24 protein-coding genes are annotated in these 25,130 nt (G+C 39.2%); 3 read left to right on the top strand and 21 right to left on the bottom strand.

Annotated features, from left to right (window positions below; genetic code table 11):
* Positions 1 to 226 precede the first annotated feature (226 nt).
* The 6 genes from murB to AWM68_RS09615 all read right to left on the bottom strand — a co-directional run bounded on the left by murB (position 227) and on the right by AWM68_RS09615 (position 7,881).
* Entirely contained in the window at positions 227 to 1,141 is a 915-nt protein-coding gene (gene murB / locus AWM68_RS09640) for a UDP-N-acetylmuramate dehydrogenase (protein ID WP_231868411.1), read from the bottom strand.
* Between the two features lie 436 nt (positions 1,142 to 1,577).
* Entirely contained in the window at positions 1,578 to 2,645 is a 1,068-nt protein-coding gene (gene spoVE, locus AWM68_RS09635; protein ID WP_419865583.1) for a stage V sporulation protein E, read from the bottom strand.
* 69 nt (positions 2,646 to 2,714) lie between these two features.
* Entirely contained in the window at positions 2,715 to 4,064 is a 1,350-nt protein-coding gene (gene murD / locus AWM68_RS09630; RefSeq protein WP_066240537.1) for a UDP-N-acetylmuramoyl-L-alanine--D-glutamate ligase, read from the bottom strand.
* Entirely contained in the window at positions 4,065 to 5,039 is a 975-nt protein-coding gene (mraY, locus tag AWM68_RS09625) for a phospho-N-acetylmuramoyl-pentapeptide-transferase (RefSeq protein ID WP_066240534.1), read from the bottom strand.
* Complete coding sequence (locus AWM68_RS09620; RefSeq protein ID WP_066240531.1) at positions 5,036 to 6,418, bottom strand: UDP-N-acetylmuramoyl-tripeptide--D-alanyl-D-alanine ligase; 1,383 nt, start codon at positions 6,416 to 6,418, stop codon at positions 5,036 to 5,038. Before AWM68_RS09620 ends, mraY begins: the two co-directional genes overlap by 4 nt.
* A complete protein-coding gene (locus AWM68_RS09615) occupies positions 6,415 to 7,881 on the bottom strand; it encodes a UDP-N-acetylmuramoyl-L-alanyl-D-glutamate--2,6-diaminopimelate ligase (protein WP_066240527.1) in 1,467 nt (488 codons plus the stop codon). The genes AWM68_RS09620 and AWM68_RS09615 overlap by 4 nt, the downstream gene beginning before the upstream one ends.
* A 314-nt stretch (positions 7,882 to 8,195) precedes the next feature.
* Between AWM68_RS09615 and AWM68_RS21410 the strand changes: the two genes are divergently transcribed.
* A complete protein-coding gene (locus tag AWM68_RS21410) occupies positions 8,196 to 8,342 on the top strand; it encodes a hypothetical protein (protein ID WP_156488374.1) in 147 nt (48 codons plus the stop codon).
* 100 nt (positions 8,343 to 8,442) lie between these two features.
* Here the strand turns inward: AWM68_RS21410 and AWM68_RS09610 are convergent, their stop codons facing one another.
* From AWM68_RS09610 to AWM68_RS09560, 11 genes are all read right to left on the bottom strand, one after another.
* Entirely contained in the window at positions 8,443 to 10,377 is a 1,935-nt protein-coding gene (locus tag AWM68_RS09610) for a stage V sporulation protein D (protein WP_066240525.1), read from the bottom strand.
* A gap of 63 nt (positions 10,378 to 10,440) precedes the next feature.
* A complete protein-coding gene (locus tag AWM68_RS09605; protein WP_066240522.1) occupies positions 10,441 to 12,651 on the bottom strand; it encodes a penicillin-binding protein in 2,211 nt (736 codons plus the stop codon).
* 15 nt (positions 12,652 to 12,666) lie between these two features.
* Complete coding sequence (gene ftsL, locus AWM68_RS09600; RefSeq protein WP_066240519.1) at positions 12,667 to 13,026, bottom strand: cell division protein FtsL; 360 nt, start codon at positions 13,024 to 13,026, stop codon at positions 12,667 to 12,669.
* Positions 13,027 to 13,040: 14 nt separating this feature from the next.
* Entirely contained in the window at positions 13,041 to 13,973 is a 933-nt protein-coding gene (rsmH, locus tag AWM68_RS09595; protein WP_066240518.1) for a 16S rRNA (cytosine(1402)-N(4))-methyltransferase RsmH, read from the bottom strand.
* Positions 13,974 to 14,005: 32 nt separating this feature from the next.
* A complete protein-coding gene (gene mraZ, locus AWM68_RS09590; protein WP_066240515.1) occupies positions 14,006 to 14,437 on the bottom strand; it encodes a division/cell wall cluster transcriptional repressor MraZ in 432 nt (143 codons plus the stop codon).
* A gap of 127 nt (positions 14,438 to 14,564) precedes the next feature.
* A complete protein-coding gene (gene bshC / locus AWM68_RS09585; RefSeq protein WP_066240513.1) occupies positions 14,565 to 16,187 on the bottom strand; it encodes a bacillithiol biosynthesis cysteine-adding enzyme BshC in 1,623 nt (540 codons plus the stop codon).
* A gap of 80 nt (positions 16,188 to 16,267) precedes the next feature.
* Positions 16,268 to 16,651: a DUF3397 domain-containing protein gene (locus AWM68_RS09580; RefSeq protein ID WP_066240510.1), complete on the bottom strand. Its 384-nt coding sequence runs from the start codon at positions 16,649 to 16,651 to the stop codon at positions 16,268 to 16,270.
* Between the two features lie 4 nt (positions 16,652 to 16,655).
* Positions 16,656 to 17,543: a ketopantoate reductase family protein gene (locus AWM68_RS09575; RefSeq protein ID WP_066240507.1), complete on the bottom strand. Its 888-nt coding sequence runs from the start codon at positions 17,541 to 17,543 to the stop codon at positions 16,656 to 16,658.
* Positions 17,544 to 17,631: 88 nt separating this feature from the next.
* On the bottom strand, positions 17,632 to 19,170 hold the full coding sequence (locus AWM68_RS09570) for an acyl-CoA carboxylase subunit beta (RefSeq protein ID WP_066240505.1): 1,539 nt from the start codon (positions 19,168 to 19,170) through the stop codon (positions 17,632 to 17,634).
* A 53-nt stretch (positions 19,171 to 19,223) separates the two neighbouring features.
* Positions 19,224 to 19,436, bottom strand: a complete 213-nt coding sequence (locus AWM68_RS09565; protein WP_066240502.1) for an acetyl-CoA carboxylase biotin carboxyl carrier protein subunit — start codon at positions 19,434 to 19,436, stop codon at positions 19,224 to 19,226.
* A 22-nt stretch (positions 19,437 to 19,458) separates the two neighbouring features.
* Positions 19,459 to 20,802 carry an acetyl-CoA carboxylase biotin carboxylase subunit gene (locus AWM68_RS09560; RefSeq protein WP_066240500.1) on the bottom strand — a complete coding sequence of 448 codons (1,344 nt, stop codon included), beginning with the start codon at positions 20,800 to 20,802 and terminating at the stop codon, positions 19,459 to 19,461.
* Between the two features lie 166 nt (positions 20,803 to 20,968).
* On the opposite strand from AWM68_RS09560, the gene AWM68_RS09555 reads away from it, so the two are divergent.
* Entirely contained in the window at positions 20,969 to 21,448 is a 480-nt protein-coding gene (locus AWM68_RS09555; RefSeq protein WP_066240497.1) for an N-acetyltransferase, read from the top strand.
* Positions 21,449 to 21,484: 36 nt separating this feature from the next.
* Here AWM68_RS09555 and AWM68_RS09550 read toward each other — a convergent pair whose 3' ends face one another.
* From AWM68_RS09550 to AWM68_RS09535, 4 genes are all read right to left on the bottom strand, one after another.
* On the bottom strand, positions 21,485 to 22,054 hold the full coding sequence (locus AWM68_RS09550) for an RsfA family transcriptional regulator (protein ID WP_066240493.1): 570 nt from the start codon (positions 22,052 to 22,054) through the stop codon (positions 21,485 to 21,487).
* Between the two features lie 88 nt (positions 22,055 to 22,142).
* Entirely contained in the window at positions 22,143 to 22,904 is a 762-nt protein-coding gene (locus tag AWM68_RS09545) for an enoyl-CoA hydratase/isomerase family protein (RefSeq protein ID WP_231868410.1), read from the bottom strand.
* 82 nt (positions 22,905 to 22,986) lie between these two features.
* A complete protein-coding gene (gene rpmF, locus AWM68_RS09540; RefSeq protein WP_066240492.1) occupies positions 22,987 to 23,160 on the bottom strand; it encodes a 50S ribosomal protein L32 in 174 nt (57 codons plus the stop codon).
* A 52-nt stretch (positions 23,161 to 23,212) separates the two neighbouring features.
* Positions 23,213 to 23,731 (bottom strand): YceD family protein, encoded by a 519-nt coding sequence (locus AWM68_RS09535; protein ID WP_066240487.1) that lies wholly within the window; start codon positions 23,729 to 23,731, stop codon positions 23,213 to 23,215.
* A 141-nt stretch (positions 23,732 to 23,872) separates the two neighbouring features.
* Between AWM68_RS09535 and AWM68_RS09530 the strand changes: the two genes are divergently transcribed.
* Positions 23,873 to 25,087, top strand: a complete 1,215-nt coding sequence (locus tag AWM68_RS09530; RefSeq protein WP_419865581.1) for a nucleotidyltransferase — start codon at positions 23,873 to 23,875, stop codon at positions 25,085 to 25,087.
* The last annotated feature ends 43 nt before the right edge of the window (positions 25,088 to 25,130 follow it).

Here is a 25,130-nt window from a genome sequence, read left to right as displayed (position 1 = left end):
CTCCGTTTTATAAATATAGTTCAAGAAATCATTAACTGATGAACGAAATAAAAGAACTTGGCAGTGAGACGCCAAGTCTTCATAAAAGGTACTGATTACAGTCCAACTATTAGAAGAAAAACGAAATGCAATCGTTCTTTTAGAAACGTCAAAAGTTAATTTTTTCTTGTTCTTTGTATTATAGCACGGATAACACCCATTTCAGCACTATTTATCCAATTTTTTGTTAATCATTTCGGCCGATAATTTCAACTTCTGTTTCCAGTTCGACATCGTGCTTTTCTTTAATTGTTTTTTGAATATAGCTAATAAGATCTAATACATCTTTTGCTTTGGCATCCCCTGTATTCACAATGAAATTCGCATGCATTTCAGATACTTGAGCTCCACCAATCTGTGTACCTTTTAGCCCTGATTTTTCAATGAGCTGACCCGCATAATTCGGCAATGGATTGCGGAACACACTACCACAGCATGGAAAGTTCCACGGCTGAGTGTTTTTTCTATACTCTTTGTTCTTTTTAAGCTCTGCCATGATGGTTTCTTTTTCACCTTTTTCTAAGATGAGCACAGCTTCAACACAAATCCCCCCTGTTTCTTGAAGAACGGATGTACGGTAAGAAAAACGAAGTTCCTCGTTTGAAAGCCATTTTAATTCCCCGTCAGGGAATAGGATTAAAGCTTTTTCTAGGATTTTGGACATATCTGATCCGTGTGCACCAGCATTCATAAATACGGCACCGCCGACTGACCCAGGAATACCCGCTGCGAACTCAAGACCGGTAAATGCTTCACGAGACATTAGAGTTGCAAGAGTAATTAAGGAGTATCCTCCGCCTACTCTTATTTTAGTGTCACTTTTTTCAAGGTGGTTAAGCCCCTCCCCTACTTTAATAACAACTCCTTCAATTCCTCCGTCAGCAACTAAAAGGTTTGATCCTCTTCCAATTGCGCGAATCGGAGCATTAGCTTCTTTCATATAAGTTAAAGCTTTTTTTAGGCTTTCAATGTCTTTAGGCTCATAATAAAGATCGGCAGGACCCCCAATTTTTAAAGTGGTATGATTTTTTAATGGTTCATTAACAAGGACAGTTCCTAAATCTTCATTTTTTAATTTTTCCGCTAATTGGCTATACATCATAAAAAAACCCCCTACGTTCATACGCATCATTCTATTTATATGCTATGCGTTAATCTTTTCCATGTTTTCAATGTTCATAAACATCGACAAAGTAGTATTCGAATGAATTACTCTTTTTGTTACTTATTTTTGAAATACGACATCAAATTATCGTTGGCGCTCTTGAAAGTGGTTAATTTCCGTTACAGGATGCTCGCTTTCCGGGGGGCGTGCGGTGAGCCACTTCGTGCTTTGCACGTTAAGTGTCTCACCTGTCACGCTTATCCCCCAGGAGTCTCGCACCTTTCACTCCAATTAACTTGGCAATGATGAGTTTCAAGAAATAATTAACACCAAAAAAGAAAACAGAAAAAGAAGATACCCTGCCATGATTGACAGGGTATTGTCTTTAAATCGCTATGTTTAGAATAAGAGAAAATGCCTATAAACTCAAGTATTAATACCTTGAATAGCGGCTAATATTGAGGATGACTCCGATTGATGCAAGCATCAATGTTAGAGATGAACCTCCATAACTTAAAAATGGCAATGTTATTCCTGTTACCGGCATTAATCCAGTGACTACTCCGATGTTTATCATGACTTGAATGGCCACCATTCCAATGATTCCGATTGCTAAAAAGCTGCCGAATAGATCTGGAGCTCCTAAAGCAATTCTGATTCCACGCCATAGCAGCAGGCTGAAGAGGATTAAAACAAAGACAGCGCCGATAAATCCAAGTTCCTCAGAAAGTATGGCAAAAATAAAATCTGTTTGCGGTTCAGGAAGATAACCAAACTTCTGTCTGCTCTGACCTAAACCTAACCCGAGCAGCCCTCCAGGACCAAGGGAATACAAAGACTGGATGATCTGAAAGCCACTTCCTAGAGGGTCGCTCCACGGATCAAGGAATGAAGTAATCCTCTTAATTCGATAAGGAGCTGAAATAATTAATCCAGCAAGCCCGATTAGACCGATCAAACCCATACCTACAAAATGAGAGATGCGGGCACCTGCCACAAACACCATAACGATACTTGTTCCAACCATAACAGCTCCAGTACCCAAGTCAGGCTGCAGCATGATCATAGCAAAAGCGACCATCACTAAACCTAGTGTAGGCACCAAGCCTTTTTTTAGTGATGTGATCTTTTTTTGGTGCTCTGATAAATACTTAGCTAAGAAAGTAATCATGGCGAGTTTCATAAACTCAGAAGGCTGTATGGAGAAAGCTCCTACACCAATCCAGCTTCTTGCACCGCCGCGCACCATACCGACTCCTGGAATGAGAACGGCAATCAGCAATACGAAACAAATGATTAACAGAATCTTAGACCAGACTCTCCATGTCATATAGTTGATGTTCATAATAAAAAACATCGCTGCAATCCCTACCCCGGCAAATAACAACTGCCGTTTAGCAAAAAAGAACGCATCATCAAATTTGTATAGACCTAGATCCGCACTGGCGCTATAAACCATTATAATCCCAATGGATAACAGCAATAGCGTGACCACAATCATAATAATATCAGGGGTTGATCTCGTTGCAGGCAAAGGGAAACACCTCAACTCTTGTTTTTTGTACAAACCTTATTTAAGTTTATGCACGGAGTTGATAAACATGTCCCCTCTTTGTTCAAAAGTCTTATATTGATCCCAGCTTGCACAAGCGGGAGATAACAATATAACATCTTCTGCATGTGAAAGACTGTAAGCAAGGGGAACAGCTTCTTCCACATTATCAGCACGTTTAATTGTTTCTATTCCTGCTTGTTTGCCTGCATCTGCTAGTTTTTCAGCTGTTTGGCCAAATGTAACCATCGCTTTAACATTTTTTAAAGCAGGTATAAGATCGTCGAACGAATTTCCTCGGTCAAGCCCTCCCGCAAGAAGAATGACAGGATTTTGAAATGCTGAGAGTGCTGCTTTTGTTGCTAAAATATTCGTAGCTTTGGAGTCATTGTAAAAGCGCCTGCCGTTTTTTTCTTCAACATATTGAAGCCTGTGTTTCACTCCAGGGAAAGTAGTTAAAACGTGGCGAATCTGTTCTTTTGTAGCTCCTGCTAATAATGAAGCCGCCACCGCAGCCATAATGTTAGAAAGATTATGCTTACCTGGAAGAACGATCTCCTTTAACTCAATTACTTTTTGCTCTTGAAAATACAGGGCATCTTCTTGTATGTATACCCCTTCACACTTCCGAGTAACAGAAAAAGGAATGTGCTTAGCGCGAGAATCCTTCATTAACGCTGTTACATTTTCATCATCAGCGTTATAGATCACATAGTCAGCCGAATCCTGATTCTCAGTTATCTTCGCTTTTGCTTTTCCATATTCATCTATGGAACCATGATAGTCTAAATGTGCTTCAAAGAGATTCAAAAACACTGAGATTTCAGGTTTAAATCGTTCCGTTCCCATTAGCTGAAAGCTAGATAGTTCTGCTACTAAAATATCATCCGGTGTTGATTCAGCAGCAACCTCAGAAAAGACAGTCCCGATATTCCCTGCAACAATCGGTGTCTTTTCACTATTTTTTAACATTTCACCAATTAGAGTTGTAGTTGTTGTCTTACCGTTCGAACCTGTTATCGCAATAATAGGAGCATCTGAGATCATCCCGGCAATTTCCACCTCTGTATAGATTGGAATATTGCGCTTTATTGCTTCAGATAACAATGGATTTTGGTATGGAATACCTGGATTTTTTACGATAAAATCTAGATTTTTATCAAGCAATGTTAATGGATGTGCTCCACAAACCACTTCAATACCCAGCTGTTCCAGTTTTTCAGCTTCCATATTTCCTTCTCTTGGGCTCTTATCATTTACGAATAAATGCGCCCCAAAAGAATGAAGCAGTTTTGCTGCAGCAAAACCGCTTTTGGCTAATCCGACAATTAAAATATTCTTTCCTTTAAAAAATTCAGTGTTTTTCATCTAAACCCACACCTCTAAATAAATTCCTAAAGCAGCAAATACAAGTCCTACAAGCCAGAACGTAACAACGATACGCCATTCACTCCAGCCAGATAATTCATAGTGGTGGTGAAGGGGACTCATCTTAAAAACACGTCGACCTGTTAGTTTAAAAGAAGTGACTTGAATCATGACAGAGAGTGTTTCAATAACGAAAACTCCTCCAACGATAACCAGCAAGATCTCCAACTTCGTTAAAATTGCAACGGCACTAATCGCTCCACCAAGCGCAAGTGATCCTGTATCCCCCATAAAGACCTTTGCGGGATGCGCATTAAATACTAAAAATCCAAGTACTGCTCCTACCACCGCAACAGAGAAAATGGCTGCTTCGAATTGAAGAATAGTAGAAGAAAGTACAGCAAATGCTCCAAATGCAATGGCTGCTGTACCTGCAAGCAAGCCGTCTAGTCCATCTGTAAGGTTAACCGCATTTGAAGCACCGATCAGCATGAAAACGACTAAAACAGGATAGAACCAGCCAAGGTCAAATGAAAAATCAGTTCCCGGAACGGAAACGACAGTTGAGAAATCGATTGCTCTTAAACCTAAAAAGAAAAGAGCTGCAATAACCAGCTGGCCAATTAGTTTTTGCTTAGATGTTAATCCTAAGTTTCTTTTTTTCACTACTTTTATGAAATCATCTAAAAATCCGATTAGTCCATATCCTAATGTTACAAGGATGAGCAAATGAGTTTCGGCTGTAATGGCAAAAAACTTCGCTGTCATCGCATAAGTTGCGATCACGAGTGCCAGAACGATTACAATTCCCCCCATCGTAGGAGTTCCTTGCTTTTTTTGATGAGATTTCGGTCCTTCGTCACGAATACTCTGCCCAAATTTTAATCTTCTTAAAAACGGGATAAAAAAGGGAGAACTTAATACCGCTAGTAAGAAGGATGTTACTAAAGTAAATAATAAGACTTGCTCAATCATTTTTTCGACTCCTGTTCTTCTTCTAAAAATGTAGATATAAGGGTTTCTAGTACCATCCCTCTGGATGCTTTAAAAAGAATTGCAGTGTCTTTTGATAACAGCTTTTCGATTGGTTTAATTGCTTCTTCTTTCGTCAGACATTGAATAACCTCAAGATTCTTCCGCTTCTGTTTATTCAATTCATCTGCAATCCAAGCACCTTTTTGGCCTACACAAATAACATGGCTAATGGTTTCATCCACATGATTTGCAATATTCCTATGCATTTCTTCCTCGTTTGAACCTAATTCGTACATGTCACCAAGAACTGCAACTTTTATAGAATAGTCCTTTAACTCTGAGAGTGTTTCTAATGCAGCAATCATACTTGTCGGACTTGCATTATAAGCATCATTAATAAGAAGTGTTTCCTTCTTTCCGCTTTTCATTTCAAGTCTCATTGAAGTTACCTTAAGGCTCTCAAGACCCTCTAAAATTTTATTTTCTTCTATATTCAAATAATGCCCAACTGCTATCGCATATGCTGCATTTTTTATATTATGACGGCCGAGCATAGGAATACGATAAACGGTAGTGCCCTCTTCGAGAGTAAAGGAAACACCTTTTGCATCTGTTTTTATATTTGACAGTTTTAAAGTAGAGGAATCGCCAAATCCTACTTGCAGTACATTCTCACCTTTCACATGAGAAAGAAGCGGTTCGTCTCCATCGATGATGAACAACCCGCCTTGCTTTAATCCAACTGCGATCTCAAGCTTTGCTTTTGCAATCCCTTCGCGGCTTCCAAGCTGTTCAAGGTGACTCTCACCAATATTTGTAATGACCGCTACATCAGGTTCTGCAATTTTGCTTAACAAAGAGATTTCTCCATAATTACTCATACCCATTTCGAGAATTAAAACTTCAGTTGACTCTTCCATGGCAAGAATCGTTAGAGGCATCCCGATATGATTATTGTAATTCCCCTGTGTTTTATAGGTTTTGAAGTTTGCAGCAGATACACATTCAATCATATCTTTTGTTGTTGTTTTTCCATTGCTGCCTGTTACAGCAACAACAACAGGATTGATCTTTTTCAAATAAAACTTTGAAATCTTTTGTAAGTATTCCACGGTATCCGTTGTGTAAAGAACCGGAAAATCTTCTGGTAGTTCCGCCGGCAATTCTTTTCCCTCTTGCCAAATCGTTGCTGTACATCCTTGTTTTATGGCATCCAGCAAGAAATCGTGACCATCAAAACGCTCACCAGCAATGGGTAGATATAGTGCATTTTCACTTTTTTGCCGCGTATCTTTTGACACTCCCTCTAATAACAAGTGATCTTGTTTCCCAGTTGCCTTGTCAGCTAACGTAATCAGTTCTTTTATGTCTAATTTCATTTTTTCACCGCCTCAATCGCTTCCTTTGCAACGACTCGATCATCAAATTCAAACACGTCTTTACCAATGATCTGATAGGTTTCATGCCCCTTGCCGGCAATTAGAATAACATCATCTGTTTTCGCAAGTCCGACTGCATATTCAATCGCTTTTTTACGATCTGGAATCGTTACATAATTCCCTTCGTCAGCCCCTTCTTCCATATCTTTTAAGATTTGGAGTGGATCTTCTGTTCGAGGATTATCACTTGTAAAAATAGCACTGTCTGCTAAATTCGCAGCAATACCTGCCATTATAGGACGTTTCGTTTTATCCCGATCACCGCCACAGCCAACAATAGCAGTTATCTTTCCTGTAGCAAATTCCTTGATCGTTCTTAACACGTTTTCCAAGCTATCTGGTGTGTGTGAGTAATCGACAATCACTGTAAAGTCCTGACCTGCAATGACTGGCTCGAAGCGTCCAGGAACTCCTGTAACCTCTTGGAGTGTGGAAAGAATTTGGTCGAGGTCTAAACCGGATAATAAACAAGCAGAAGTAGCAGCAAGAACGTTATAAACAGAGAACTTACCAATAAGTTCAAGAGTAACTTCTCTTGTTCCTACTGGTGTAGTTAATGTAAATGTCGTACCTTGAGAGCCAATCGTTATGTTTGTTGCACGAATATCGCTATCATTATCAATCCCATATGAAATGACTTGTGCTGCCGTTACTCTCTCGAAAATTTTGGAAGCAGGATCATCATTATTTAAAACGGCTACCTTTCGATCACTCTTTTGATAAACATTCCCCATTTGAGAAAACAAAAGACTTTTTGCAAACTGGTATTCTTCCATATTTTTATGGTAGTCCAAGTGATCCTGTGTCAGATTTGTAAACACTGCTATATTAAAATCACAACCCCACACTCTTCCTTGGTCTAGTGCATGTGAAGAGACTTCCATTACAGCAACATCTACTTTTTCTTTTGTCATCTCATAAAAGGCATTCTGCAAAAATAGTGAATCAGGTGTTGTATTCGCTACTTTATATTTGCGGTCTTTAATTCTCATCTCAATCGTACCGATCATCCCAGTACTTTTACCAGCATCTCTAAACACCTTTTCGATCAAATGAGATGTAGTCGTCTTGCCGTTCGTTCCCGTGATGCCGATTAAATGCATCTTTTGAGATGGATGGCCATAAAAGGCATCAGCTAAAACAGCGAGTGCTTTCTTAGAGTTTTTAACTCTTATCACTGGAATGTTAACATCTACATCTTTTTCAGCTAAAATTGCCGCTGCACCATTATTGGCAACAGTTTTGGCAAAATCATGGCCGTCGAACATAAGTCCTTCCATACAAACAAAAAGACAGCCTTTCCCAGCTTTCCTTGAATCCATTTCAATCGAGGTAATTTCAGGATTGGCTTCAATATCCATTTTATAATTCACTAAATATGTAAGCAGTTCTTTTAATTCCATTAATCCCGATCTCTCCTCTAATCATCGTTAAAAAGTACATTTTCAGATGTCTGTGTTAAATTATATTTCATTAATAATGTCCGCTCCAAATTTGCGGACTGACTGCCAAGCTTCTTCGTTTGTCCATCTACTTTAGAACATTGCAGTCAACATTTCTAGCACGAGTGTCGTGAATTCTGTGTTTCGCTTCTAATACATGTTGATTGTAATGCAAGGTGCGAGACTCTTGGCTAGGACAGGCGGGCAGTTCGATATGTGGAAGTGGCTCGTTCAGCCCCGACAAGCAAAAGATGAATTGGCTAGGAAGGCGCACTTTGCCTTCTAGACCATTAGCTTTTGACCTCGAGGGGCTAGCCTGTGCAACTAGACAGGTGAGACACTTAAAAGTGAAACGCACGAATGTGGCTCACCGCCTGCCCCGCGGAAAGCGAGCACCTGAAACAGAAATCAAACTCTTCTAAGATCTCACTGTTTTCTTAAACAGTTCTATAAATAATAGAGCGCTTAAGAAAAATAAGCCAAGGCAAGATTCCGCGCTTGGCTATATGTCCATCCTTTATTTTAATCTTCTACGTCTTTTTTGTCACCCAAAAATAAACGAATGGTCTTTCCTGCCTCAAGCTTTACCCCTGCTTGCGGGGCTTGCTGTACGATGTAACTTCCTTTTCCTGAAGTTTCTATTTTTAAATTATACAATAAGTTTGTCAGATCCTTTGTTTTCTTTCCAACTAGATCTGGAACGACAACTTCAGGTGCATCAAGCCACGTTTTTTCCTTTTCAATCTGTCCTTTTTGCTTTTTAACTCCCATAGCAGAAAGGCTGTCTTCGATAATATTCCCAACAATCGGGGCAGCTACGATACCACCGAACTGCAACGTTTCCTTTGGATAATCAATCGCTACATATACGACGATCTCTGGGTTGTTTGCTGGAGCCATACCGATAAATGAAACAATATGATTGTTCTTTAGGTAAACTCCACCTTCAGCTTTTTGGGCAGTACCTGTTTTTCCGCCAACACGGTAACCCTCTACAAATGCATTTTTCCCTGTTCCTTGAGCAACTACACTTTCAAGAGCACGCCTTACTTCTTTACTTGTCTTTTCTGAGATCACTTTTCTTTTTAGTTTAGGAGTCTGCTTACTAATAACTTTGCCTGTAATAGGGTCCACAAGCTCTTTAGCTATATATGGTTCGTATAAATAACCGCCATTTACGGCCGCCGAAACTGCTGCTACTTGCTGGATCGGTGTAACGGATACCCCCTGGCCAAAAGCCGTAGTTGCCAGTTCAAGCGGTCCTACACGGTCTAACGAGAATAAAATTCCTCTTCCTTCACCGGCTAAATCAACACCGGTCTTTTCTCCAAAACCAAAGTCTTTTATATATTCAAACAGTTTATCTTTGCCTAATCGCTGTCCAAGTATTACGAAACCTGGGTTGCATGAATTTTGTACTCCTTCTAAAAAGGATTGACTGCCATGCCCTCCTGCCTTCCAGCACTTCAGTTTCCTTCCCGCTACTTCAATTGATCCTGGATCATGGAAATGGTCTTTCTCTAAATCTACTTTTCCTTCCTCAAGTGCTGCTGCAAGCGTAATGATCTTAAATGTTGAACCTGGTTCGTATTGTGCCCAAACAGGCAGGTTCCTGTTATATACTTCAGGTGAAACTCGTTTATATTCTTCTGGATCAAAATCTGGCCGTGAACTCATTCCGAGGATTTCGCCAGTATTGGGATTCATGGCAATCGCTATAGCGCCATCCGGGTTATAGGTCGCTTGTGCGATATCTAGTTCCCTTTCAATAATCGTTTGTACACGAGAGTCCGTAGTTAGTCTGAGGTCATAACCGTCCTTTGGTTTTTCATATTTATCTGATAAAGAAGGCATCCGCCGTCCTCGTGCGTCGGAGAAAAAGGAAATGTGTCCTTTTTCTCCGTTCAGCTGCTCATCATAATATAATTCTAGTCCTGTTAGTCCTTGGCTGTCGATTCCTGCAAATCCTAACACGTGCGAAAGGTATGAACCGTATGGATAATGGCGTTTGCTGTCCTCAGCAACAAAAACACCTGGAAGATTTAACGCTTCCACTTCTTTCGCTTTTTCATTACTGATTTTCCGTCCGCCGTTATCAATTCTAACGATAGAAGCTTTCTTGGTAAGCCTTTGATACACCTCTGTTTTTGATATATTTAACAACGCAGCCAGTTTTTCTGCTGTATCTTCAGGTTCTTTTATTTGCCTAGGAACTACAAAAACGGTTGGCGCACTAATATTTGTAGCCAGAACGACATCATTACGGTCGAGGATTTTTCCCCTTTTTGGTTCAAAAGGGATATCTCTGCTCCACGAATCGAGGGCTTGATCAGTCAGCATATTTCCTAATACAAATTGAACATAGCCGAGTCTCACAGAAATGACAAAAAAGAAAGCTAGTCCAAATATAAGAACAAAAATTAAGCGCCTGCGTACTGTAACATTTGAAACTCGCACACACAATACCTCCCTTGTATGGTTCGTTTCAAATATATGCTTGTACACAAGCGCATAGAACAATTAGTCAGTTATTGGCAGATCTTCTTCTGTATCCTCTTCTGACGTCGTATCACTATCTTGTTTATTCTCTTTTTTTTCAGGTTCAGTTTCCATCGGCGGTTCGAGCTGAACGACAAAGAAGTCTCCTTCTTTAACAGGATTTCCAGGTTTGATGCTTTGTTTAACTGCAAAACCACTGCCTGTTATCGTTTCTTTCAAACCGAGAAGTTTACTGATTCTTAAGATATCCATGTAAGACCAGTCTTTAACATCTGGCATTTTCGCATCTCCTGAAGTTCTAAGAATAACCCGTTCACCCTTCATAACATAAGCACCCTCATATGGTTCTTGCTTCATAATTTCATCTCCAGAACCGATAACAGAAACTTCCATGCCTAGCTTTTCCAGCTCACTTTTTGCTTCTTTTGCAGATTGGCCTGTATAATCAGGCAATTCTTTTCCGTAAGTTTTTTTCACATTAACAGAATCTTTCTTTTGTTTTGCTTCTGGCTGTATGTTTAAGTATTGAAGACTGCTTTTCATAACACTCGTAAAGATATTTGCAACTGGGGTTGAACCCATTTCAGGGAACTCCACCTTTGGCCGTTCAACAGCCACATAGACTAATAGTTTTGGGTCATCTTTTGGAGCCATGCCAAGGAAAGAAAAAACATTCTCTCCCCATCCTGAGATGTATTTGCCATCTTTTCCAGGAATCTGTGCTGTTCCTGTTTTACCTGCAACACTATAGCCATCGATCATATAAGGTTTACCTGTTCCATCCGTTACAACCGTTTCTAAAATATCTCTCACTTGTTTAGCAGTTGCTTCAGATATTGGATTGCCAGCAACTTTAGGTTCATTTGAAAGGACAGTTTTCTTGGTTTCTGGATCCATGATTTTGTCGATCACATATGGCTTCATCATTTTTCCGTTATTTGCAATAGCGGTTGCTGCTTGAATTTGTTGGATAGGCGTAACCGTTGAACCCTGTCCAAAAGCAGTTGTTACTTTTTCAATTTCATAGTTATACAGAATAGAGCCATTTTTTTCATTAGGAAGATCAATATTCGTCTTACGATCCAATCCAAATTTAGAGATATAGCTTCTAAATTTCTCATAACCTAATTTCTCACGTACAAGCTTTGAAAAAGCAACGTTTGAAGAGTTCTGGACCCCTTCGTTATAGGTGATCGGACCCCATCCTCTTCTGTTATGATCGTAAATGGGTCTTCCGATATTCGGAAGCTTGTATGATCCAGATTGAAACACTTCATTGCCGTTATACTTACCTTCTTGAATGGCAGCAGCTAATGTAAAGATCTTCATCGTGGAACCAGGCTCAAATGGATATGAAACAGCATAGTTCGTATAGTTCTTAATATCTTTTTTGTTTGGATTAAAACTCGGGGAGTTGGTCATTGCGAGTATTCGTCCCGTTTTTGGATCTGCAACGATTCCTGTAATCTTTTCTGGTTTATATTTCTTAGCCGCTTCTTGTACAGCCTCATCTAGATAGAGCTGTATTTTTTCATCAAGAGTCAAGTAAACATCCTGACCATGTTTTGGCGGCGTAATGGATTCTTTATTAGCAGGTATCGCTCTGCTGAACGCATCACCTACAAAAGTAATCTTCCCATCTTTCTCCTGCAAATATTTATCCAGTGATTTTTCAAGTCCCATAACTCCAGCTTGAACTCCGCTTTCTCCGTTTCCTGTATACCCTAATACATGCGAAGCGAAAGTTTGATTCGGATAATACCTTCTAGACTCTCTTAAAAAGTCAATTCCAGGAATTTTCATCTTTTCGATCTGTTCTTTTTTCCGGTAAGATACTTTTCTACCAGAAGGAATCTCGACCTGAAATCTTCCTTCTTTGCTCAATAGTGTTTCTAGTTCATCCTTCTCTGTGTCTAAGACTTCAGATAATTTCTCTGCTGCTGCTTCTGGATCTTTAATGTGGTTCGGGTAGTTCTTATCCAGAATAGCGATAACACTATAAGAAGGGATATCCTGGGCGATGACTTCACCGTTTCGATCGAACATCGTTCCACGCTTTGCATCTAAAACATCGCTCTTCATCCATTTCCTTTTTCCATATTCAATTAAATCCACGCCTTCTGCCGATTGAGAAGAAGCAACGAGAAAAAACTTGCTCGTTAATACAAAAAAGAGCACGGTAAACAAAACCATAAGAATACCTGCTCCAACATTTTTTCTTTTTAATTTCATAACAACACCTGCTTTTTAGTCCTGGACCACTTTTACATTTTTATCGTCAAAGATGAAACCTTGTTCCTTCGCTAATTTCATGATTCGTTCTGGATTGCTCAGTTCTGTCACTTGCAGGTGATAATCTTCAACAACCTTTGTTTCCGCTGTGATTTTATTTTGAGTGGCCACAACTTCTGCAGTAGCTTGATAGACAGATGCATAAAGAGAAATGAGCCAAATTAATCCTGCTACTAATACAACCCCCATAGCCCCCCATAAAATCACTTCACCTTTTGTAAATAATTTACGGGATGGCTGCTGAACCGGCTTAGGGTTTCTTTCAGGCTGTAATTTCATTTGTTGATTCTGAACTTGATAGGCTAAATTACTCACTATAGCTCTCCTCTCTATTTTTGTTTTTCAGCAATTCTCAATTTCGCAGAGCGTGATCTTCTGTTTTCTTCAAGCTCGTTTTCTGTTGGTACGATCGGTTTCCTTGTAATGAGCTTTAGTTCAGGTTTGAATTCTTCAGGTATGACCGGCAGCCCTGGAGGTAATTCAGGGCCTGTACTAGCCTTTTTAAGTATATTTTTACACGCACGATCTTCTAACGAATGAAACGTGATGACTGCAATTCTTCCACCGACATTTAAAAGTTCAATAGAGTCTTGAAGTGCATCTTCAAAGGCGTTCAACTCATCATTTACAGCAATACGAATGGCTTGAAATGTCCGTTTTGCAGGATGTCCGCCTGTTCTCCTTGCAGGAGCAGGAATAGCTTCCTTTATTATTTCGACAAGTTCTCCCGTTGTTTGAATCTCTTTTTTCTCTCGTGCCGCTTCAATTTTTCTAGCGATCTGTTTAGCGAATTTTTCTTCGCCATATCTCGAGATAATTTTCATCAAATCATTGAACGACCATTCGTTTACCACTTCTTTTGCTGTAAGTTCACTAGTCTGATCCATTCGCATATCAAGATCAGCATCATGCTGATAGCTAAATCCTCTATCCGCTTCATCAAGTTGTGGGGATGAGACACCTAGGTCAAAAAGAATCCCATCTACCTTATGTATACCGCGGTTAGCTAGCTCTTTTTTTATGTGACGGAAATTGCTGCGAATAATCGTAAACTTACCTTCATGTTCCTTCAGTACCTGACGTGCGTTTTCAATAGCTTTGTCATCTTGATCAAAGGCATATAGATGGCCAGTTTCTAACTGAGACAGAATGAGTCCGCTATGGCCCGCCCCACCCATTGTACAATCAACATAAATACCATTTGGTTTAACGTGCAAACCATCTACAGATTCTTGTTTTAAAACAGTTATATGGTCAAACATGGAAAATTCCTTTCTGCTGTAAACTTAAGGGGTTATAAATCGAAGTCCATCAGACTTTCTGCAATTTCTCCAAAAGAGTCTTCTGACTTTGAGAAATATTCTTCCCAAATCGATTTGCTCCAAATTTCAATTCTATTCGAGACACCTATGACTACGCAATCCTTTTCTAGTTTTGCATAATCTCTGAGTGGAGATGCAATATTCACTCTTCCCTGTTTATCAAGCTGGCATTCAGCCGCACCAGAAAAGAAAAAACGTGTAAATGCACGCGCATCCTTCTTTGTAAATGGCAAGTTCTTAAGTTTTTCTTCAATTACTTTCCACTCACTTAAAGGATAGCCGAATACACATTGATCCAACCCGCGAGTCAAAATAAACTCTGTGCCTAGTTCTTCACGAAACTTGGAGGGGATGATCATACGTCCTTTTTCGTCGATGCTGTGCTGATACTCTCCCATGAACATATGATCACCCACTTTCTACCCTAAATCTACCACAACGCTCCACTTTTCACCACTACCAGTATTATTCGTGTACAAAAAAAAAAATCCTGCTGTACCACAGGATTTTTTCTAAAATATTTTCTATTATTTATAAGAAAAGAATTTTATGTTTTCCATTGAATTCATAAGGGTATTGAATAAGTTGTTTTACAAGATCAGGACCCAACTCATTGTAGAATTGGTAAATGTTCCAGATCCTTTCTTGGAAAATCCCTGTAGGTTTTAATTGCAGCATGATCTCATCGAATTCGGCAAGCGGCTCTTTCACTTTTTTACGAACTCGCTGTTCCATCTTGTGTTCGATATAGTCAATTTCTGAATGGATCCTCTTTAGATTATGATCTGCAACAGGAAGGAGTTTCTTATCAATTTCTTCTGCCAATTTAAGAAGTTTTCCGTATGCGGCCGTAATTTCTGCTTTAACTGTTTCAATGGATTCATTGGTTTCGATCGGTCTATTTTGAGAAAACCACTCTCTTTTGAAATCATCTGTTCCTTTTTCTATTACTTGTTTCACTGTTAACTCTTTAGATTTCATCAACTTCTGAATATGATCCGTTACAAGGGTAAAAGACAACCTTGGAGTTAATATTGGCATTTTTCTATTAAATTGATGAAAAACCTTTCCAAGTACAGCCCAATAGGATATCTCCCCAGGGCCAGCGATAAAGGATAGAACAGGAAGCATAAATTCTTGCATCAACGGACGTGTTACAACATTGTTGCTGAATCTCTCTGGGAATTGTACAGCTTCTTCTAATAGTTCTGTCTCCGTAATAGAAAAATCATTTTCTTTTGAGGTAAAGCCATTCTCAGAACGATATAATAGAATTCTTTCATTATCTTGTGTATAGAACAAATGAGCATTGTTTTTTTGAACTTCTATCGGATCACGATATCCGCTTTTATTAAGTTCATTCGTTTGGGAAATAAAAGCTGCATCAATTTCACTGTTTTTAATGATCATATCCTGCAAAGCACGGGATTGAAGTTTCTTGAATTCGGGGTCCCCAGAATCTAAAAGAATTAATCCTTCCTCTCTGAACCACTTTGAAAGCAGTTTAGCAAAAAACGTAACAATGGAATCAGACTTCTCTAATATTCTTTCAGTCTCAGCAAAAAGATCACTCGTAAATGCAGTTTCACCAAAAGCACGAAATACTTCTTTAAGCCAAGGCTTAACATCTTCTTTGTTCCAATTCCACAATGATGCAGAAGACTTAACTGATGATGCTGCTTTTAAAGATATTTTTTTAGCTGTATTATTCATCGGAACCATTACATGATTGATTTCATCCATATCATGATCCTCACCAGCTATCCAAAATATAGGAACAACCGGAACGTTGAGTTCTTTTTGAGCTTGTTTTGCTAATTGAATCGTACTAATGCATTTATAAATAACTAAAAGCGGTCCAGTGAGAAGACCTGCTTGCTGTCCACCAACAACAGCTAAAGTTTCAGGTGAATTCAGTTTTTGTATATGGTCCGATGTTTTAGGTGATGAGCCTATTTTTTCATTATAAAAAGATAAATACTGTGTTAGTTCTTGCCTTGGAAATGAATATCGCTTCAATTCCTGCTGCCTTTTCGTCCATTCACGCTTATCTTGAGGTGCTTTATAATCAAAAAAACGGACAACATCTGAATCTCCGTTGGAGTACCTTTCAAGAAAAGGTGATGTATGAAGCTGCATTTCCTCCAGTCTCATTTATGTACTTCCTTTCTTCGTATCAATTACATCCTTAACGAGTATAGCAAAGAAATGTTGAAGACAAAAAAAGATTTGCTCTAAACTTCCAAAATTCGTGAAACGATGCCATAAGACATTAATGAAAAATATCCGATGGAAAGAATAAGGAATTGCAGCCGCCAATTGAGCCTTAAAATCTTACCAATTGATAAATCCAGCTCATATTTCCAAATTAAATATGTAAAAAATAAACAGCCCAATAAAAATAACAAAAGAAGGATCCAGTAATAAGATTGGCCCCAAATCTCAACTGTCATTCTTTCAATGGCTAAAAACAAAAAAAATGTTGTACTGTCGGTCCCTGCCTTAAAGGCCATTCTTTTCTTTTTCGTAAGTTTATATATACTCTTATTAACAAGAAAAAAGACGATATAAGGAACGGTTATTAAAGTAGCCATAATCGCACCTATTACACTAATCAATCATTCATCCTCTCCGATCTAATGCTTTAACAGCTTCATATACAAACCGGGAATAGGGAGTGTCAATCTTGAGTGTTATTGCTCGTTTGATAATTTCACCTGTAATGCTGTCTATTTCCGTTTGCTGACCGCTTTCCACACTTTTTAACATGGATGAGCGGTTCAATGAAGTATTTCTGCAAAGTATTAGCAATTCCTTCCATAGGGCTTCTCGCCGATCGATTAAATTCAAAGCGCTGATCGTCTCATCATACAGTTTTTTCATTATAGAAAAGGCATAATTATTTGAGAGCAGTTCACCATTTGTAACTCTTAAAATTGCTGTTAGGGGATTTATGCATGCATTCATAACTAATTTCTCATACACCATCGTTTCCCATACTTCTTCTATTTTTACGAGTGAAGAATTTGAATTTAGAAGCGACTTCCATTCAAAGTGAGCATTCCCTCTGTAAGAAGACAGCTTTATTCTTCCTACTCCTAAATGGTGAACCGTTGTATGATTTTCTTTTACAGCTCCATGTTCCACTACACCTATGCTTACCTGTTTATGAGGCATGTTGTCTATAAAAGAAAGATGGCTGATACCATTTTGTAAAAAGAGGCACGAGATTTCTTTGTGATCTCCTAGCCATTGTAAATCTTTTATTGCCGTTTGCTTAACCGTGATTATACAATATGATTCTCTCCCACTAAATTCCTCAATAGGCTTTGCTTCTACTTTGACATTGTACGGTAAACCTTCTACGTTTATATAGGTGAGGCCGGACTTCCCTAACGCTTCAGCCTGTTCGGCACTTCGAGTATAGATAACAGGTTCTTTTTTATTTATTTTTAAATAATACGCGACTAATAAGCCAATCGCCCCGCCGCCAATTATACTTACCTTCATAGAAACCCCCTAAAGCCTTTTTTATCTTGATATTACCATATATATGAAACATTCAAAAAAACCCTCCCGTGCGTGCGGGAGGGTTCGTTTATACGGGATAAACCGGATGTTTGCGTTCACTAAAGATCATTTCTTTGTTTTCATAGAAAGCAAAACGGTTCGTAAGTTCGTCTCGCAACGATGAAGGGGAAACGATATCGTCAATGATCATTTCAGATGCAAGCTTATAAATATCAATGTGTTCTTTATATTCTTGCTGCTTTTGCTGAACATACTGAATACGTTCTTTAACATCTTCAATTGCATTTATTTTGTTCGAATATACGGCATTTACAGCAGCTTCAGGTCCCATAACGGCAATTTGCGCCGTAGGGAGCGCAATACAGCAATCTGGTTCAAAAGCAGGACCAGCCATTGCATAAAGGCCTGCTCCATATGCTTTTCGAACAATAACTGAAATTTTCGGAACGGTTACATCGCTCATAGCCGCGATTAACTTAGCCCCGTGACGTATAATCCCAGCTCGTTCTACTTTCGTTCCGATCATGAACCCAGGAACGTCAGATAAGAAAAGAAGCGGAATCGAGAATGCATCACAAAGCGTTATAAAACGCGCTGCTTTATCAGCAGAATCAACAAACAATACGCCGCCTTTTACTTTAGGCTGGTTTGCAATTATGCCAACAGGCTTTCCGTCAATGCGGCCAAAACCAGTTACGATCTCTTGCGCAAATAATTTCTTCATTTCAAAAAAGCTTCCTTCATCAATCAGCCCGTCGATAAACTCATACATATCAAATGGAACGTTTTGATTTTCTGGAACAATCGCTTCTAAATCTCTGCCAGCCTTAGGTGAAACAGCTTCTTTAACAGGAGCTTTTTGCTTGTAGTTGCTAGGGAAGTATGAAAGATAACGTCTTGCTTCCTCAATCGCTTCTGTTTCGTTAGCAGCTAAAAGGTCTCCGCATCCACTAATTGAACAATGCATTCTTGCTCCGCCCATTTCTTCAAGCGTTACTTTCTCACCGATTACCTTCTCGGCCATACGCGGACTTCCTAAATACATGGATGCATTCTGATCTACCATGATTACGATATCACAAAACGCCGGAATATACGCTCCTCCAGCGGCTGACGGACCAAACAAAATACAAACCTGGGGAACCATACCAGACATTTTCACTTGATTGTAAAAAATCTTTCCTGCTCCACGGCGGTTTGGAAACATGTCGATCTGATCGGTAATTCTAGCACCTGCAGAGTCAACTAAATAGAGCATTGGGACTTTTAGCTTTTGAGCAGTCTCTTGAATGCGGATAATCTTTTCAACTGTTCGCGCTCCCCAAGAACCAGCTTTTACAGTTGAATCATTAGCCATTACACAAACTGTTTTGCCACCAAGTTTACCGATTGCTGTTACAACACCATCTGCTGGAAGATCCCCGGCTTGGTTGTTTGCGAATTTGGCATCTTCAACTGTATATTCACCTTTATCAAAAAGCAGATTAAGTCGCTCTCGTACAAACATCTTATTTTGAGAACTGTTTTTTTCGTGATACTTCTCTGCACCGCCTGCTTCGATCTGTTCAATTTTTTCTTTTAGTTGGTTTTCTAATTTTGCAACCATGATATACCTCCTTTAAGAGAGTGAGCGCTCGCTCAGAATTTATGCAGAGCTAATTATTTTAATGTAACGAGTACATCGCCCTCATTAACAAAATCTCCAGATGCAAACTTAACGCTTTCTACAGTTCCACCGTCTGTAGCATCAACCGGGATTTCCATTTTCATAGATTCCAAGATAATAACAGTTTGACCCTCACTAACTGCTTCACCTTCACTCACTAATACTTGCCATACTGTACCTGCCATAGATGCTGTAATTTCTTTCATTTCTCTCTCTCCCTTTTTCTAATTATGATTTACTTACTGTTCGTTTGCCCAAATAGCTTGTCGTATAATCACCTTTTACAAAATCCTCTTCGTTTAATAGCATTTGAAATAGCGGTGCATTTGTTTTAAGCCCATTAATTTCAAGCTTCTCAAAGAATTCAAGACCACGTTTAATACATTCCTCACGATTGGAATCGCTTACAATAATCTTCGCGATCATAGGATCATAAAAAGGTGTAACCGTATTTCCACTTTCATAACCTCTATCGATTCTTACATTCTCCGTTTGCGGCCAAACAAGTTCCTCTATCTTTCCAGGTGACGGGAAGAATGTTACTGGATCCTCCGCGTAAAGCCTGAACTCTATTGCATGACCTTTACTCACAATCTCATTTTGAGTCAGAGGAAGCTTTTCACCCTGCGCAATTTGAATCTGCCATCTTACAAGATCCAGACCTGTAATACTTTCTGTTACAGGATGCTCGACTTGAAGTCTAGTGTTCATCTCTAAAAAATAGAACTCACCATTTTCACTTACAACAAATTCAACCGTCCCTGCATTTACATAATTTACTGCAATAGCCGCTTTTACAGCTGATTTGGTAATCTTAGAGCGAAGACTTTCTGTTAAAAAAGGTGAAGGAGATTCTTCGACTACTTTTTGGTTTCTGCGCTGAACACTGCAATCCCTCTCGTAAAGATGAACGATATTTCCATGTGAATCACCCATGATCTGGACTTCTATATGTCTTGCATTCTCAATACATTTTTCAATAAACATTCTGCCAGAACCAAAGTAATTTTTGGCACGCTGCTGTGAAGATACAAAGTGCTTACGAAGATCGTCCTTATTCTCGCACTTCACCATTCCGATCCCGCCACCGCCGCTGCTTGCTTTAAGCATAACAGGATAGCCGATCTGTTCAGCAAGTTTAATTCCCTCTTCTACATCTTCAATGGGCTCAATCGTTCCCGGTACAATCGGAACATCTGCTTGCTGCATTGTTTTTCTTGCCATAATCTTATCGCCCATCCACTCAATCGTCTGAGGCGAGGGACCTATAAACGTTATACCCGCTTCTTCTATTTTTCTGGCAAACTCATCATTTTCAGATAAAAGTCCATATCCTGGATGAATGGCGTCTACCTTATGTTTGAGTGCAGCCTCTAGGATAACATCACTCTGCAGATAGGATTTGGCAACCGGTGGTTCACCAATATGTACAGCCTCATCAGCAGCTTTTACAAAAGGGAGGTCTTTATCTGCTTCAGAATATACTGCTACCGTTTCAATGTTCATTTCTTTACACGTTTGGATAATTCGAAGAGCAATTTCCCCACGATTGGCAATTAAGATTTTTTTCATGTTAATCCTCCTTCCTGTTATCAACATTACGTTTTTCGACAAAAAAGCCGAATATCCTTTTTTGTAAGCGTAAACTAAACGAATATTTTATTTTTAAAGAATTTTTTGCATAATTAGTATATACTATAACTATAGAGAAAAGTACAGGATGACTGGGGGAGAGAATATGTCAAAGTATGAAGTAAAAAAATTATTAGTTAACTATAAAACGCTTGAAGAATTTAAACAGTTCAAAGAATATGGTGTTCAAGAGCTGTCAATGCTCGAGGATCTTCAAGAAAATATGATTGAAAACGACAGTGAGTCTCCGTTCTACGGAATTTATTATGGTGATAAACTAGTTGCCCGCATGAGTCTATATCAAATTGAAGCTGCATATGATCAGTATTTTGATCCGCCTCAGGATTATTTGGAGCTTTGGAAACTAGAAGTGTTGCCACACCACCAAACGAAAGGACTTGGAAAGGCATTAGTAGAGTTCGCAAAAACATTCCAGCTTCCAATCAAAACGAATGGCAGACAGCAATCTGGCGGTTTCTGGGAAAAGATGGGCTTTGAGGCTGTAACATATAATCAAGATCGCGATCGCGGTCAAAACCCTTATGTTTGGTATCCTACTGGCGTGAGTGAACAACGCCTAGCATAAAAATATTAAAAAAGATGGCAAATTTGCCATCTTTTTTTAATTTCTTACAGGTACTTCTACGAGTTTTCTCGCTCTATCCATAATCTGCAGAACTTCTTTATAATCCCTGTAAACCGTCTCATATTCTTTATTCACTTTGCTAAGTTTGCTCTTTAAGTTGCCGTTTTCTTTCTTTAATTGTTGAAGCTTTGATAATAACGCACTGTTTTCAGCTTCTAAGCTTTTAGCAGAAGGGTCTTCAATTTGAAGCTGCTGTAAAAATAGTATGATTTCATTTAACGTAAGTGGCTTCTCATTTTGATCGCTGTTTTTGGCATCACTTAGTTGAGGATGAGCACTTTCTTCTAATGCAGAAAGATGCTGTCTCACTTTTCTTTTATTGCGCTCTTTTCGAACTTTTTTTGCCTCAGCGATTGCTTTGTCATATTGTTTCCTTATAAGCGAGTTCCACCTGAATCCGCAAGCGGCAGGTGTTCTTGTTAATTTCTCTCCTACTTCTTCAAAAGCAACTAGCTGTGTACTTCCTTCACGTATGTGCCGGAGTGTAACTTCTGCAAGAATTGCATCTTCGTCTTTTGTCCAGGCATCCTGGCGCAAATTTGTCATTTAGATCCCCCCATTTTAGTGGTTTGTAATAAGAATATGCTAGTGCTAGAAAAGATAGACTTTTTATTCTACTAAAATGAGGGAAAACTTATTTATTTAAAAACGCCTCTACTCTTTTATGATGTTCATCTGATGCCCACAGCTTCGCACATCGCTCAATCTCAAGCTGTACACTTTTTTTGATTTTGGCTTCATCATATCTTTGAAGCTGCAGTGCTTTATATGAGGTGATAACTCCGAGAGGCTGCTGAATATAACGCAGTAAGAAGCGCTCTGTTTCTTTTAAAGAGTTTCCTTTTATCACGTACTGAATAAACCCTCGGTCCATTCCTTGCTTGGCTGTAACAGGGGTTGAGCTATATAAAAGATCCATCGCTTCGATCTGTCCCATCCTCTCTAGCAAATAACTGCCGCCTCCCCAACCTGTTGTGATGCCTAAACGACCTTGAATAAAGCCTACTTTAGCTTCCGCTCTTGCAAGTCTTAAATCGCATGCAGCCGCAATCTCACAACCGCCTCCTACCGCTGATCCGTTTATTAAAGCAACAGTAGGTTTTGGATAGAAAAACAGATCATTTAGTACAGATCCCATTTTAGAAAGCATGCCATATGCCTGCTCTTCTGTCTTAAGAGAATGAAATGCACTTAAATCTCCTCCAGAACAGAACGCTTTTGTGCCTGCACCTGTGATGACGAGGACTTTTACTTCATCATCTTGCTTGGCAGCATTCAAAAAATCAGTTAGAAGCTTCATCACTTCAAAATTGATTGCATTTCTAACTTCCGGCCTATTTAAGGTAATCCAACCCATTCCGTTTTTCTTCCTCCATAACACAGGTTGTTCACTCAACTCATACACCTCCATTTCAAAGAAAGCGCTTCTACTTTTATGTATATGAAAAAACAGGAAGCGTATAGCTCCCTGTTTTTCATTACTTGCTTACTACTTCTTTTCCTTTGTAAGATCCACACTCACGGCAAACGCGGTGAGATAACTTGTATTCTCCGCACTGTGGACACTTTACCATACCAGGCATGGAAAGCTTGTAGTGTGTACGACGCTTCGCTTGGCGAGTTTGAGAAGTTCTGCGAAAAGGTACTGCCATTTTGTATCCACCTCCTTAAAGGTTCTAGAAAGAATCATTATAACCTATTCTTTCACTTTTTGTCTTCGTCAAAAAATTTAGCTAGACCTTCTAAACGCGGGTCAACCCGGTTTGTCATGTCTTCTTCCGTAACCCTCTGCCATCCTTTTCCTTCTTTAGGAGCCGGACTGTCTGTCACATCAGCTGCCGTAATTTTTAACGGTTTTTCAAGCAAAATATGCTCTTCGATGACAGGGAGAAGGTCAACGTAATGTCCTTCAATTTTGTGAAGGCTTTCTTCATCTTCGTATTCCGTATAGTCCGGATCGAAAATAAAAATTTCCGTTGTTTTTACCGAGAATGGAAATTCCACATCTACCAAGGTGCTGGCACATGGCAACACCATTTTTCCTTTTATGTTTAAGTAAAAAGTGGCTTTTTGCTGAGTTACATCTGCATGTCCTTCTACGTGAACAGGATCAATGCTTCTGATCTCCGGGTCTTTTTCCATCACTCCGCTCGCATCAACATTTTGTTCAAACGTTAACGGTTTACGGTAAAAATTTTTTAATTCTTGTAGTGACCATTTCATGTCTTTATCACCTCAAGGCAACAGTAGTAATTATATCGGTCAAAATATAAAATGTCAATATTATATCTTTACAGTGACACTTTTGATTCTAAACTCTTTTTAGTACAATGTAAACAAGTATAATCGAACGTTTAAAAGGAAGTGGAACTGTTGAAAGCAACAGGTGTTGTTGTAGAATATAATCCGTTTCATAATGGACATTATTATCATCTGCAGGAAACGAAAAAACAAACGAATGCTGACTGTGTGATCGCTGTAATGAGCGGGAATTTTCTTCAACGCGGAGAACCAGCTCTTCTATCTAAATGGAAACGTACAAAAATGGCGCTATTAGGCGGAGCTGACATCGTTATTGAACTTCCTTATGCATTTGCCACTAGCCATGCCCCTCGATTTGCTTTTGGCAGCATTTTTTTACTCCAGGCATTGGGTGCAGAATCTTTTTGCTTTGGCAGCGAGTCCGGGGATATAAGTGTATTTACTAAAACTCACGATTCTTTAGACTCGCAGCAAGCTGATTATCAATTGAACATCCGAAACGTTATGTCTGATGGCCTTTCATATCCTGCCGCGGCAGCCAAGGCGTTTGAAGCTCTAAATACACCTTTACCGCTGGACCTTAGTAAACCAAACAATATATTGGGTTTTGAGTATATTCGTGCTAGCCGGGAGCTTGGTAATGTATTAAAACCGCTGACGATAAAAAGAAAGAACGCAGATTATCATGATGTCGTGCTAGGGAAGGGAAATATCGCAAGTGCTACTGCAATTAGGGAAGCATTATTCTCTAAGGACCTAAGTAAAGCCGAAAATTATATGCCTGCCTTCACTTATGATCTTATGGTAGAAGATCAGCAAGAAAAAGGTACTTTAATGAATTGGGAGCGTTTCTTCCCCTTACTCCGTTATCAATTATTATCTTCAAGTCCTTCAGAAATAAACAGCTACTATGAAGTCGAAGAAGGTTTAGAATACAGAATGATTGAAGCTATCAAGTCGTCTGACAGTTTTAATACTTTTATGACCCTTTTAAAGACAAAACGCTACACATGGACAAGGTTGCAGAGAGCATGCCTTCATGTACTTAATAAAATAAAAAAAGAGGAGATGCATCAGCTTTTAGAAACACCTCCCGCATACATTCGAGTCTTAGGAATGACTGAAAAAGGGCAAAAATATCTAAGTTCAGTCAAAAAATCATTGGAATTCCCATTAGTGACGACCGTTTCAAAACACGACTTGCCAGGACTGAGGATGGAAGCTAGAACCTCGCTCGTGTATGCACAAGGTGCACTGGTGAATAAGTTATCCGCTGAAAAAGAGGAATTTAATACGCCGCCTGTCATAGTGAAATAATGACCACTCGCTCGTAAATGCTGAGAATCGCTCGTAAATGCTG

It is taken from the genome of Fictibacillus phosphorivorans, assembly GCF_001619875.1.
GTDB lineage: Bacteria > Bacillota > Bacilli > Bacillales > Fictibacillaceae > Fictibacillus > Fictibacillus phosphorivorans_B.
This window is presented reverse-complemented; position numbering and strand designations above follow the sequence as displayed.